The 12,811-nt window shown below is 63.1% G+C and carries 15 protein-coding genes; 5 read left to right on the forward strand and 10 right to left on the reverse strand.

Annotated elements, in window-relative coordinates; translation table 11 throughout:
* Nucleotides 1–61: 61 nt before the first annotated feature.
* The 7 genes from VME63_RS02040 to VME63_RS02070 form a co-directional block, all read right to left on the reverse strand.
* Nucleotides 62–1,603: a glycosyltransferase family 39 protein gene (locus VME63_RS02040; RefSeq protein ID WP_325429735.1), complete on the reverse strand. Its 1,542-nt coding sequence runs from the start codon at nt 1,601–1,603 to the stop codon at nt 62–64.
* 299 nt (nt 1,604–1,902) lie between these two features.
* The gene (locus tag VME63_RS02045) at nt 1,903–2,205 is read right to left on the reverse strand and encodes a DUF962 domain-containing protein (protein ID WP_325429737.1); all 303 of its coding nucleotides are present in this window, start codon (nt 2,203–2,205) and stop codon (nt 1,903–1,905) included.
* Nucleotides 2,206–2,264: 59 nt separating this feature from the next.
* Nucleotides 2,265–3,140, reverse strand: coding sequence for a pirin family protein (locus tag VME63_RS02050; protein ID WP_325429739.1), 876 nt, complete (start codon nt 3,138–3,140; stop codon nt 2,265–2,267).
* 11 nt (nt 3,141–3,151) lie between these two features.
* Nucleotides 3,152–4,210, reverse strand: coding sequence for an NADH:flavin oxidoreductase/NADH oxidase (locus VME63_RS02055; RefSeq protein WP_325429741.1), 1,059 nt, complete (start codon nt 4,208–4,210; stop codon nt 3,152–3,154).
* Between the two features lie 54 nt (nt 4,211–4,264).
* On the reverse strand, nt 4,265–5,155 hold the full coding sequence (locus VME63_RS02060) for an alpha/beta fold hydrolase (protein WP_325429743.1): 891 nt from the start codon (nt 5,153–5,155) through the stop codon (nt 4,265–4,267).
* 106 nt (nt 5,156–5,261) lie between these two features.
* The gene (locus VME63_RS02065; RefSeq protein ID WP_325429745.1) at nt 5,262–5,471 is read right to left on the reverse strand and encodes a cold-shock protein; all 210 of its coding nucleotides are present in this window, start codon (nt 5,469–5,471) and stop codon (nt 5,262–5,264) included.
* Between the two features lie 292 nt (nt 5,472–5,763).
* A complete protein-coding gene (locus VME63_RS02070; protein ID WP_126671911.1) occupies nt 5,764–5,973 on the reverse strand; it encodes a cold-shock protein in 210 nt (69 codons plus the stop codon).
* Between the two features lie 278 nt (nt 5,974–6,251).
* Between VME63_RS02070 and VME63_RS02075 the strand changes: the two genes are divergently transcribed.
* Nucleotides 6,252–6,647, forward strand: coding sequence for a hypothetical protein (locus VME63_RS02075; protein WP_325429747.1), 396 nt, complete (start codon nt 6,252–6,254; stop codon nt 6,645–6,647).
* Nucleotides 6,648–6,659: 12 nt separating this feature from the next.
* Here VME63_RS02075 and VME63_RS02080 read toward each other — a convergent pair whose 3' ends face one another.
* Nucleotides 6,660–7,919: a winged helix-turn-helix domain-containing protein gene (locus tag VME63_RS02080; RefSeq protein WP_325429749.1), complete on the reverse strand. Its 1,260-nt coding sequence runs from the start codon at nt 7,917–7,919 to the stop codon at nt 6,660–6,662.
* Nucleotides 7,920–8,090: 171 nt separating this feature from the next.
* On the opposite strand from VME63_RS02080, the gene VME63_RS02085 reads away from it, so the two are divergent.
* Nucleotides 8,091–8,501: a hypothetical protein gene (locus VME63_RS02085; protein ID WP_325429751.1), complete on the forward strand. Its 411-nt coding sequence runs from the start codon at nt 8,091–8,093 to the stop codon at nt 8,499–8,501.
* 170 nt (nt 8,502–8,671) lie between these two features.
* Nucleotides 8,672–9,730 carry a phospholipase A gene (locus VME63_RS02090; RefSeq protein ID WP_325429753.1) on the forward strand — a complete coding sequence of 353 codons (1,059 nt, stop codon included), beginning with the start codon at nt 8,672–8,674 and terminating at the stop codon, nt 9,728–9,730.
* A gap of 84 nt (nt 9,731–9,814) precedes the next feature.
* Here VME63_RS02090 and VME63_RS02095 read toward each other — a convergent pair whose 3' ends face one another.
* Nucleotides 9,815–10,297, reverse strand: coding sequence for a peptidylprolyl isomerase (locus VME63_RS02095; RefSeq protein WP_325429755.1), 483 nt, complete (start codon nt 10,295–10,297; stop codon nt 9,815–9,817).
* A 107-nt stretch (nt 10,298–10,404) separates the two neighbouring features.
* On the opposite strand from VME63_RS02095, the gene VME63_RS02100 reads away from it, so the two are divergent.
* Together VME63_RS02100 and dacB are read left to right on the forward strand one after the other, a co-directional pair.
* Nucleotides 10,405–10,635: a hypothetical protein gene (locus VME63_RS02100; protein ID WP_325429757.1), complete on the forward strand. Its 231-nt coding sequence runs from the start codon at nt 10,405–10,407 to the stop codon at nt 10,633–10,635.
* Between the two features lie 69 nt (nt 10,636–10,704).
* The gene (gene dacB, locus VME63_RS02105) at nt 10,705–12,225 is read left to right on the forward strand and encodes a D-alanyl-D-alanine carboxypeptidase/D-alanyl-D-alanine endopeptidase (RefSeq protein ID WP_325429759.1); all 1,521 of its coding nucleotides are present in this window, start codon (nt 10,705–10,707) and stop codon (nt 12,223–12,225) included.
* 22 nt (nt 12,226–12,247) lie between these two features.
* Here dacB and VME63_RS02110 read toward each other — a convergent pair whose 3' ends face one another.
* Nucleotides 12,248–12,724, reverse strand: coding sequence for a glutathione peroxidase (locus VME63_RS02110; RefSeq protein WP_325429761.1), 477 nt, complete (start codon nt 12,722–12,724; stop codon nt 12,248–12,250).
* Nucleotides 12,725–12,811: the final 87 nt, after the last annotated feature.

The following is a 12,811-nucleotide window of genomic DNA, read 5'->3' on the forward strand; positions in this document are numbered from 1 at the left end:
AGCCCCCGCCATGGGAGTCGAGGCCAGGCCTGCTCAACTAGGCCTGCTCAACTAGGCTCGTTCAATTAGGTACGGGGTCTTCCGGTGCCGGGAACATCAGGATGGTGATTTCCTTGCCTTGCGGGATCTCCGCCGCCGGCGTGCCGAGCACCGCGATGCTGTTCTTGAACGCATCCAGGTCCACGCGCTCGCCCAGCGCCGAGCGCCCGTTCACCGCCCACACGCGGCCGCCCTGCTTCCAACGCGCCAGTGCCTGATCGAGCTGGGATGTGATCAAGGCGGAATGCTCGATCGGCGTACCGTTCTTCGGTTGCAGCACGGTCAGCATGGTCGGCGCGTTCGGATCGATCGTATAGACCGTATCGCCGGGCCGCACGTTCGCCGCCAGGGTCGCGGCGGCCATGTCCCAGCGCGGCTTGGTTTCCACCCGGTACACCGGCCCAAGATTGACCGCGCCCAGCAGGAACAAGGCGGTGGCGCCCACCACATAGGTACGGCGCGGCAGCGCCGCGGCGCCAATGCCGGCGAGCACGAAAAACGGCGCCGCGCTCCACAGGATGTAGCGCGGCAACAGCATCGATTTGAATAGCGAGATGGCCAGGATCAGCAATGGCAATACCAGCACGGCCAGCAGCAATACCCGTCCATCCAAGCGCCGCCAGGTACGCAGCGCGCCCGCGCATCCCAACAGGGCGACCAAGCCGCCCAGCAACGGCACCGCCGTATGCAATACGTCGAACTTCACCACGGCGGGCACGCGCATCAGATAAACGCTGCTCGCCGCCACCCACAAATGCTGCCAGCTCAACTGCGGAATCCAGTTGAAATTCTGCAGCATATGCTTGTTTCCGGCGGCGAGGATCGCGCCGTAGAACGGCACCGTACAGGCCAGGATCACCAGCACGCTCACTAACCAGTTGCGGCCAAAGCCCAAGCGCGGCGCCATTGACGGTTCCGCGCGCAGCGAGCGCCACATCAGCAACAGCGAAAGATTGGAAGCAAGCAGCCATGGCGCCGCATCGCCAAGCACGTCCAGCGCACCAATCGTACCCAGGGCATAGGCGCCCCACCCCCAGCGCTCGGCCTCGGCGCTGCGCAAATCCAGCGCCGCGCGTCGCCGATTCTGCGCCAAACGCAACAGCCCCCACAGCGCGATGGTGATCAACAACGTCACCAGGGTGTAGGAACGCGCTTCCTGGCCGTATTGCACCTGCAGCGGCGACAGCGCCATCAGCAACCCCGCCACGATGGCGGCAGCGCGACCACCGACGCTGCGGCTCATCGCAAACACCATGCCCACCGACACCGTACCGAACAGGGCCGACGGCATGCGCAACCACGCGCTGCTGGAACCGAACTGGGAAATGAATTGCAGCAGCAGGAAATACGTCGGCATGTGCCGATTGGTAAAGCTGTCGGCGATCAGGCCCGCGGCCCCCAGCTGAATGCGCTGGGAGGTGAGCGCCTCGTCAAGCCAGAACGGCTGGTGATCGATGCGGAACCAACGCACCACCAAGGCAAGGCATAACACCGCCGCCATCCAGGCGATATCGCGCCCAGACCATGTCCGGCTCGTCTGCGGGTAGTCGCGCTCGATCAGCATGCGTGTCTTGAAGCAAGCCGGGGAGCTGCAGCCGGGCCCAGGGTCCGCACGCGTTCCAATAACGAAGGCTGGTACACCGGCATGATCTTTTGGACGAGCGATCTGGGCTGGAGATGCGAAATCTAACGCCCCTGGCATGAATCGGTTGTCGGGCGCATATGACAGGTTGGTGTGCATTCAGGCGATGCATTTCAAGCGTGACTTGCGGCATGCCTGCCATACATCAAGCTGTCGATGCGACACGAACCGATGTAACTCAAATGCAATAATGACGCGCCCCGTTCACCGGGCGTCCTCGATCAGATTTTTACCCGTCCGCGCAACACCTGCCAGTACATCACCCAGTCGCCCATCAGGCTGTAGAGGGGGTGGCGAAAGGTGGCGGGCCGATTCTTTTCGAATGCGTAGTGCCCGACCCAGGCAAAGCCATAACCCACCACAGGCACCAGCCACAGCCACACGAAGCGTGCGGAAAACAGCGCAAAAGCGATGATCAGCAGCACCAGCGAGCTGCCGATGAAATGCAGCAGACGGCAGCGCCGGTCGCGATGTTCGTTGAGATAATAAGGATAAAAATCCCGAAAGCTGGCAAAGTCGGCCATCGCGCACCCCGTTAACCTAGCCGTAACCAAGCGTAGCCCGAACACCCGCGCTACGCACCTCAACCGGGCAAGGGAATGAATTCGACCTCATCGCCCGGCACCTTGCCGAAGCGCCCGGCTGTCCAGTCCGCCTTGGCCTGCTCGATGCGTTCGCGCGAACTGGATACGAAGTTCCACCACAGGTGGCGGTCGCCATCCAGCGGCGCGCCGCCGAACAGCATCAACCGGCTAACCGTCTTCGCCTGCACCGGCGGCGCGGTATCGGCCGCCTGCACCGCCATCTCGCCGGGGGCCAGCGTGACGCCGCCCCAGCTCACCTCGCCTTCGACCACATGCACGCCACGTTCGGCATGCTCCTGCGGCAGGGCCAATTGCGCGCCGGCCTGCATGCGCGCTTCGATGAAAAACATCGGTGCGAATACCTTGACCGGGGATACCTGTCCATACGCCGTGCCCGCAATCAACACCAGCTGCGCACCGGGCATATCGATGTGCGGCAAGCTTCCCGCTTCGTGATGATGAAACTCCGGCGCGACCTCTTCATCGGCACGCGGCAGCGCCACCCACACCTGGATGCCATGCATACGCTGGCCATCGCGGCGCACATCCGGCGGCGTGCGCTCCGAATGGGCGATGCCCCGCCCTGCCGTCATCCAGTTCACCGCTCCGGGCGTGATGTCGGCCAGGCTTCCCAGTGTGTCACGGTGCCGGATCGTCCCCTCGAACAGCCAGGTAACAGTCGCCAATCCGATATGCGGATGCGGGCGCACGTCCATGCCGGTGCCGGGCTTGAATTGGGCCGGTCCCATGTGATCGTAGAAAACGAACGGCCCCACGTGGCGCGCTTTCAGCACCGGCAGCAGGCGCCGCACTACGAAGCCATCGCCCAGATCGTGCAGGCGCCCATTCTCGATCCGGCTGGGTTGCTGTTCCACGCTGCGCTCCCTTACCAGGCCCGCAGGTATTGTACCGGCGGCGTGATCGCCGCCCCCAGCTCCTGCGCCGCACGATGCGGAAAATAAGGATCGCGCAGGCTGGCCCGCGCAATCAGCACCAGATCCGCCGCGCCGCCGGCGATGATGCCTTCGGCCTGGGCCGGCTCGGTGATCAGACCCACCGCGCCGGTGGCGATGCCCGCTTCCTGCCGGATGCGCGCCGCGAACGGCACCTGGTAACCCGGTGCAACCGGAATTTTGACGTGCGGCACCAGCCCACCGCTGGAGACATCGACCAGATCGACACCCAACGCCTGGACCTCGCTCGCCAGCCGCACGCTTTCATCGATGTTCCAGCCGCCTTCGGCCCAATCGGTTGCCGAGATGCGCAACCACAACGGCCACTCCGCCGGCCACACCTCACGCACCGCGGCGATGACCTCGCGCACCAGCCGCGTGCGATTCTCGAAACTGCCGCCGTAGGCGTCGTCGCGATGGTTGCTGAGCGGCGACATGAATTGATGCAAGAGATAGCCGTGCGCGCCGTGGATCTCGATCAGCCTGAATCCCGCCGCTTTCGCCCGTAGCGCCGCGGCGCGGAAATCTTCGATCACCTGGCGCAAGCCTTGCGCATCCAGCGCCTGCGGCACGTGCCAGTCGGTATCGAAAGGTATGGCGGACGGGGCGACGGTTTGCCACGCGCCCTGCGCCGCGGTCAGCGAGCCGCCACCCTCCCAGGGGCGCAGCACGCTGGCCTTGCGGCCGGCGTGCGCCAGCTGCACGCCGGCAATGGCGCCTTCCTCGGCGATAAAAGCCGTGATCGGCTGCCACGCCTGTACCTGAGTATCGTTCCAGATACCGGTGTCGTGAGCGGAAATGCGCGCTTGCGGAGAAACCGCCGTGGCCTCGGCAATCACCGCGGCGGCGCCACCGACGGCACGGCTTCCCAGATGCACCGCATGCCAGTGACCCGGGACGCCATCGGTGGCGGAGTACTGGCACATCGGCGACACCACGATGCGATTGCGAAACGAGAGGCTGCGCTGGGTATAGGGTTCAAACAGCTTCATGGTCGATACCGAAGTAAGGGATGGGAAGCCAGATAGCGCCGCTATGCGCCGCAATCAAGAGTCGGCATGTTCGAGGCTTGCGCGGGACGCTTCGCTACGCTCCATCCACGCGAGCAGCTGCCCGGCCGGCGCATGGGGGAACTTCATCCAGGTGAAATGATCGGCCGCCTGCCCGGCGAGTTGTTCGGGCGTCATGACAACCACGCGCTGGGACGTGCCGGGCATCTTACCGAGCAACCAGGTCAAGGAGGCCTCCGGTACCATCCAGTCATCGCGCATGCGCAGGGCAAAAACTGGCATCGCCAGTGCGCCAAGCGCCTGCTCGAAATCCACCGCCATGCCATCGGCTGCGTAGCGCCCGGTGCGCCCGCTGCGCGACCAATCTGCGATGAGACCGCGCGCTTCGTTCCCGCCGAAGCCAAGGCGCCGTCCAGGGAGATAGCCCAACAGTCGCGCCAGGGGCGAGGCAAGCATATAGGCGATCGAAAGCAATGCGCCGAAACGAAAACGCCGCCAGTAAGGCGCGCCGCTGGCAATGAGCAGGATGCCCGCCAGCGTATCCGGGTGCAGGCTCGCGTACAGGCATGCCAGTTGGCCGCCGAGGCTGTGGCCGGCGATCCATAGCTTCGCCTGCGGCCAGCGTGCCCGCACCTGGGCGATGCCCACCGGCACATCCAACGCGAGCAGTTCACGATAGCCCCAGTCGCAATGCCGTCCCGCGCGGCGATCGCTCGATCCGATGCCGCGCCACTCGTGCAAGGCCATCGCCACGCCGCGCGCGGCAAACGCTTCGGCCAGCGGCAGATAGTGTTTCGCGGGTACGCCCAGCGCGGGTAACCAGTAAACCACGTGCTGGGGGGATGCATCGCCCTGAATAAGCATCAATTCGCTGCGCGCACCGTCTTGCGCGAGCAGCGGGACAATGGAAGGCGAAGGCGTATTCACGGCGCGAGAGATGGATGGGGCAAGCATCTGCGCAGGTTAACCAATGCGCATGGCGGAAACAAAAAGGCCGGCATCCGCCGGCCTATTGCGCATGAATTGGCAGAACTCAAGCGGGGCTGACTTCGTCAGCCTGCAGACCCTTCTGTCCCTGCACCACCTTGAAGCTTACTTTCTGCCCCTCTTTGAGGCTTTTGAATCCATTCCCCGTAATGGCACGGAAATGCACGAAGACATCGGGACCATTCTCGCGACTGATGAAACCGAAGCCCTTCGCATCATTAAACCACTTGACGGTACCAACCTCACGATCCGACATGATTCACTCCATCCGTTCGACCGTTTTACATTGAGACCAGTCGGCCCGCCCGGGCCGACGGCTTACTGGTATGCCGAGATGGGGTGAACGACATGGCGGAACGCCATCCGAACGCGCACTACGAGCAAACACAGTGCTTAAAGCATAGTGATAATCGTCAAGGCATGTGTGATGGAAAATTCACATTTAAAGCCACAAACGAAAACCGCATTTAAATATGCCAAATTTAAATATGCCCCATGCAAAAAGCCGGGCATGAAGCCCGGCTTTTTAAATCGATCCATTCAGCTATTTAGGCTGGGACCACTTCGTCCGCCTGCAGGCCCTTCTGGCCCTGCACGACCTTGAAGCTGACCTTCTGGCCTTCTTGCAGGCTCTTGAAGCCATTGCCCTGGATGGCGCGGAAATGCACGAAAACATCCGGGCCATTGTCGCGGCTGATAAAGCCGAAACCCTTGGCATCGTTGAACCACTTGACGGTACCGATCTGACGATCAGACATGAAACACACTCCAAAACTAGGTTTTTCGCATAAAAAGACTCACCCGCCGCATACGGTGGGCGACTTACTGGTGTGCTAAGGAAAACCCTAGGGGTGAGCGATGAGGCAGATCGTAATCGGCTGCATCGGGTCACATGACTCTGGTGACCCCGGCAAACACAGTGGCGCCATCATAACCGCAAATGCGCCGGTAAAGCGAATAAACGTTCATGGCCCCTGTTTTGCTGCCGGTAAAGCTGGTGTCTAATGCCGCTTATGAGCGGATTGGAAACGTATCCATGGATTTGGCCGGCCGGATAAATATCTTTCAAAGGGCTTTCGCGACCCGATCGGGCTGCCTTGCGCTGGGCTTGCTTTTGGCCGGCTGCGGCCATGCGGTACGCAAGGTACCGCCCCCGCCTCCCCAACCCGTCGCCATCACCGGCATTTCGCCGTGCGATGCCTACCTGGACAGCTATCTTGCCTGTCACCGTGCCGCGGGCATTTTTACGCCCGATACGCTGCAGGGACACTATCAGGCGATGCGTTCAAGCCTGCTGCAGGATGCGAGCGACCCCCGCACGCGGCCGTATCTGGCCAGCCGCTGCCTGGGCCTTCAGGCCCAGTTGAGCGCCGCCTTGAACGGCCGCGCCTGCAACGCGCCAACGCCCGTCGGCAACCCCAAGCCGCACTGACGCGTTGCCAGCTCAACCTCGCCACAGCGCGCGCAACGCGGTGGCGACAGACGCGGGCCGGCAACGCCCCAGCCGAAGCTTCGGGGTGCCGTGCCATTGAGCGGTGGCGGATATGGCTTGGGCCAGTTCTTGCAGCATGCGTGCCGACGGCGTCGTGCCCTCTTCGAGGAACAGCGCTTTCACCTCGAACACGTCTTGAGCGCGATGCGCCTTCGCATCGAGCCGCCCGACCAGCCGTCCACGATGGAGGATCGGCAGCACGTAATAGCCGTAACGGCGCTTGGCAGCGGGCACGTAGCATTCGATGGTGTAGTCGAAATCGAACAGCTCGCGCGCGCGTGCGCGGTCCCACACCACCGGATCGAACGGCGAAAGCAGCGCGGTGTGCGTGGCGCGCAATTTTCCTTGACGCGCCTGCTCCAGCCATGGCGCATGGTCGGCATGCACATAGGCAGGCTGCTCCCAGCCGGTCACCTTCACGCTCAGCAGCTTGCCCGTCGCCAGCAAAGGCTGCAGCTCGCTCGCGTCGACGGAAGGCTTGAGTCGAAAATAATCGGCGATCCAACGCGCCTGGGCGATACCCAGTGCGCGCACGCTGTCGAGAATGAAGCGTTCGCGCAATGCATCGCGGGTGTGCGCGGGCGCCGCTTGCTCCCATGGTGGATCGAGCTTGGCCAGCACGCGTTCGGCCAGGTCATAGACGCGCTGGAAACGTTCGCGCCGCGTCACCATCAACTCGCCCGATGCAAACCATGCTTCCAGCCAACGCTTTTCAGGCTTCCAGTCCCACCAGCCGGAAACGCCGCGCTCGGTGCGCCCGAAATCCGAAGCGCGCACCGGGCCCGAATGACGGATGCGCTCCAGCAAGTCGTGCATTTCCCGCAGGTGCGTATCACGGGCACGCGACGCGCTTCGGTCGGCCCAATGAAGACTTTCGGCCTGCGCGCGCCATGCGCGATGAAAGCCAATATCGGAGGCCGTGACAAAGCACGCTTCATGCGCCCAGCATTCGGCGATGCGTCCGGCATCGAGCATCTCTTCCAGCCACGCCGGCGGATAGTCGCCAAGCCGCGCATGCAGAACCAGGTACGGGCTGCGCGCCACGACATGAATGCTGTCTATCTGCAGCAGGCGCATACGTTGAATGGCAGCCAACACGTCGTCGCGCCTGGCGCGGCGTTTAGGCGCATGCAGCAACCCTTGCGCCGCCAGATGCATGGCACGCGCCTGCACCAACGAGATCGCCGCGTCCCCAGATGAAGATTTGCTCAACGGATGTTCGCCTTGACGAAAGGAAGACCTTTCTATTGTGCTTGGATTTACCGGCCGCTTGCTAAGGTAAAGCACAAGCTTGGCAGGCCAGGATCGTTACGGGCCGCTCCTTTTAGCTGCGGCAAGCACGCGGCCCTGGTATCTCAGGCGTCCCCCGCAGGAGCTATCACGATGACATACCGCATCCCACTACTAACCTCCCTGATCAGCACCGGCCTGCTCTTTACCGGCATCGCTTGGGCGCAGCCTCAACCTGCGCAGCTGACCTCCCCGTCCACGCAAAGCCAGCCGATGCAATCGGCCAATCCGTCGCAAGGCAACACGGCATCGCCGATGGCTGGCACCGACAGCATGACGTTCAACAGCCCGCAGGGCCAGGTGACCGTGCGTTCGATCATGGGCCAGACGCCGTCCACCGCCTCGCCGCCGTCGTTTGACCAGCTTTCCGGCGGCACCAAGTTCATCACCATGAGCCAGGCCAACGCTTATCCGCCGCTCGCCAACGACTTCGGTTACGCGGCCGACCATGGCAACCGCATCTCCAAGGCGCAATACCAGCACTGGCTGAAAGACTTGAACTAGGCGAGCCGAACGCCATCGGGCGCCCATGATTCACGCAGGCATCACGCCGGCCGTCGCGTGTCGACGGCCGGCTTTTTCTTTCCGGCACGCAAGCTGGCTAAACTCCACGCCAAAGCGCCTGGAGTGGCGCGTGCGTGGGGTGCGCCGTGAAACAGTGGATCGTCCGATGGATGGCGGTTTTATGCCTAACCGCGGCGAGCGCCTCGCCAGCGCAGACGCAAAACATCGATCCGGCGGACATCCGCGCCTGCACCGGCATCAAAAGCGATGCGCAGCGGCTAGCCTGCTACGACCGCGCCACCAGACGCACGCAGATGCCGGCAGCGCGCAAGCGCTCCGAACCGGTCTCTTCCAACGTGTTCTCACACGAACAAAGCACGGCGACGGCGGCAGCTACCGGCAGTAACGCCGCGCCGCTTTCCCTGCTCGACAGCCGCTGGGAACTTTCGCCGCAGAGCAAGCTGGGTACGTTCAATCTGCGCGGCTACAAACCCATCTACGTGTTGCCGGTGTTCGCTACCAGCAACCAGAACAACCTGCCCAGCAGTCCCAACCCCGTCAACACGGAACACACGCCGCTGGGCATGCAGGACCTGGAAGGCAAATTCCAGCTGAGCCTGAAAACCAAGGTCTGGCAGAACGTCTTCGGCGACACCGGCGACCTGTGGGTGGGATACACGCAGGACTCCTATTGGCAGGTCTACAACGCGAAATTGTCGCGCCCGTTCCGCGAAACCGACTACGAACCCGAAGCCATGCTGGTGTTCGACACCAACTATCAGCTGATGGGTTGGAATGGACGCCTGCTGGGCATCGGCGTCGATCATCAATCCAATGGACAATCAGACCCGCTTTCGCGCAGCTGGAATCGCGTGATGGGGCAGATCGGCTTCGAACGCGACAGCTGGACCGTCGTCTTCCGCCCATGGTGGCGCATTCCGGAACAGGCGGCCGATGACAACAATCCGGACATCAGCAATTACATGGGTCGCGCCGACATGCAGATCGTGCACGAATGGAACGGACAGGAGTTCGGCCTGATGCTGCGCGACTCCCTGCGCGGCGGCGGCGAGCAGCATGGCGCAGGGCGATTGACCTGGAGTTTTCCGCTGGCCGGCAACCTGCGCGGATACATGGAACTGTTCAAGGGCTACGGCGAAAGCATCATCGATTACAACCACAACGCCACCTATCTGGGCGCCGGCATCTCGCTGCTCGATTGGTACTAGGGATGCTCACACCCTGGACATGAAAATGGCCGGCCCATTCGGGGCCGGCCATCGTCTGGCGTACTGATGCGATCGCGACGAACGTCAGTGGTGGTGGCCACCCGCGCCGTGCACATGACCGTGCGCAAGCTCTTCTTCCGTCGCCGCACGCACTTGGGTCACTTCGATATCGAAATGCAACGTCTGGCCGGCCAGCGGATGGTTGCCGTCGATATGCACGGTTTGGCCGTCAACCTTGGTCACCGTCACATTGATCACGCCCTGTGGACCGTTTCCCTGGAACTGCATGCCGGGCTGGATGTCCTCCACGCCCTGGAACGCCTCGCGCGGCAGTTCCTGCACCAGTTCCGGATGATGCACGCCGTAGCCCTCGGCGGGTGCCACATCGACCTTGAACTGATCGCCGGCGACGCGGCCGGCCATGGCCTTTTCCAGGCCTGGCACGATCTGGCCGCTGCCATGCAGATAGGCAAGCGGCTCGCGCCCCTCGGAGCTGTCGATGACCTGGCCGGCGTCGTCGGTCAGCGTGTAGTGAAAGGCGGCTACGGTGTTGTCGGCAATCTGCATGATGATCTCGCTTGAGGTAAAGAAGCGCCGACCTGCGCCGACGAATGGGTAAGGTTAACACTCCTGCGCAGTATCGCGCCCGAACACGCCAAAATCCGGGTCTTCCAATGACACCACGTATCAACGCCTGGCGGGATCGCCAGACCCGCCGGCAGGTGTGGTCGCTGGCACTGCCGGTGATGCTGTCGGCATTGGCTTTCGCACTGCTGGCATGGACGACGCGCGGGATGGGCGATCAGGGCGTGTGGCTGGCTTTTCTGGCCTTCACGGTTATCCGCGGACTGAGCCTGGTGTGGTTCGGACTGCGCATTCACCTACACCACGCACGGGTGCGCTGAACCTATCGCGGCATCGACAGGCTAGGCATACTAAAACCCATGAATGGTTTTTTCTCTCGATTTCGGCTCGTGCTGAGCAGCGCCTGCGTGCTGCTCGTTTCGTTGGCAACGGTAAACGCCGCCGATACCGTGACGGCGCGGCCGATCGCTTCGACGCGGCAACTGGCCGCCGCCATCGATGCACAGATCGGGCAACCCCGCTACAGCGCATCAAGCTGGGGCATTGCCGTGGTTTCGCTCGATACGGGGCGCACGCTATATGCCCACGATGCCGACCGCCTGCTACAACCGGCCTCCACGGCGAAACTGTACACGGCGGCGCTGGTGCTCGATACGCTCGGCACCGACTATCGCATTCCCACGCAGCTCCTGGTTACGCGGCCGATCCAGCGCGGCCAGGTCGGTGGGCCGCTGATCCTGTATGGCATGGGGGACCCCACGCTAGGCACTCCCGACACCCATAGCGACTGGGCCGACGAGCTGGCCACCCAACTGGCGGCGGCCGGCGTGCGTGAAGTGCATGGCGACCTGATCGCCGACGACAGCTATTTCAGCGGGCCGGCGATGGGTTCGGGCTGGGAAGCGCGCGATCTGCAGAGCTGGTTCGCGGTGCCCTCCTGCGCGTTGAGCGTGCAGGAAAACGTGGTCAACCTCACCGTCACGCCTTCGAACCAGGCAGGTGGCTCGGTATCGCTGACCTTCGATTCACCGGAGTCGATGCCGCATGTGGTGAACACCATGACCACCGGCGCGCCGCACACACGCAGCGACATCAATCTCTACCGTGCACCAGGCGATGCGACGCTGTACGCCTTCGGCAGCATGCCAGCTGGCGCACAGCCGCAGACGTTCAGGCTCGCCATGGCCGATCCGGCGTGGTTTGCCGGCACGCTACTGCGCGATGCGCTCACCCGGCACGGCATCCGCATCGATGGCCGGCTGCGCGTCCAGCACTGGCCGCAACCGGATGACATAAACCTGGACCGTGCCACCGTCGTAGCGCAGGTTCTGTCGCCGCCGCTTATGGACGTGCTCACACGCGGGCTCAAGCGCTCGCAGAATCTCTACCTGCAGAATCTGCTGCAGATCGCCGGCGTCAAGGCGCAGGCCGAGGCACAGCAGGCCGGCGATCCGGACGAGGGCTTCCTCAGCAGCGAGGCCTGGGCCATTCGCGCGATGCGCCAATGGCTCGATCGCATCGGCATCGCCCCCGATGCCGCGCAGATCGAGGAAGGCGCGGGACTGTCGCGCGAGGATCTGGTCACGCCCCAGGCCACGGTGCAACTGCTGACCTACCTGTCGAGCCAGCCCTACGGCACGCAGTTGCGCGATGCGCTACCCAGCGCCGGCGTGGACGGCACGCTGGAATTTCGCATGCGCGGCAGCGCCGCGGCCGACAACGTGCAGGCCAAAACCGGCAGCATGACCTATGTGCACTGCCTGGCCGGTTATGTCACGACCAGTGCGGGCGAACGGTTGGCCTTCGCCCTGATGGTCAACAACTACGTGCGCCAGGGCGACGATCCCAGCGCCAGCCGCGATCTGGATGCAATCGCGGAAATGCTGGCCGCCTTCCAGGGGCACAGCTGAAGGGCCGGCTCGCGCGCTTTCTTCAGCGCTTGCGCAGATCTTTCTCGATTTTCTCCGGAGTGTCGTTGGGCGCGTAGCGTTTGACCACGTTGCCTTGGTCGTCGATCAGAAACTTGGTGAAATTCCACTTGATCGATTCGCTGCCCAGCAATCCCTTGGCCTGCTTCTTCATCCATTGATAGAGCGGATGCGCATGTTCGCCATTGACCTCGATCTTGGCGAACATCGGGAAGGTGACGTCATAGCTGGTCGAACAGAAGTTCCTGATTTCGGCCTCGTCGCCGGGCTCCTGATGACCGAACTGGTCGCACGGGAAGCCCAGCACCACCAGCCCCTGGTCCTGATGGCCGCGCCACAGCGCCTCCAAGCCCTTGTATTGCGGGGTGAACCCGCACTTGGAGGCTACGTTGACGATCAGCATGGTCTTGCCACGCCAGGCGTCGAGCGATTGCTCCTTGCCATCGATGTCGCGCGCGCTGAAATCGTAGACGGTGGTCATGGTGATCGCTCCGGTGATATCGATAGGACAGTCTACCCCAGCCTTCCCACGTCCGACTGGCATAGAATGCGGGTTCCGGCCATGGTT

This window comes from Dyella sp. (assembly GCF_035503745.1).
GTDB lineage: Bacteria > Pseudomonadota > Gammaproteobacteria > Xanthomonadales > Rhodanobacteraceae > Dyella_B.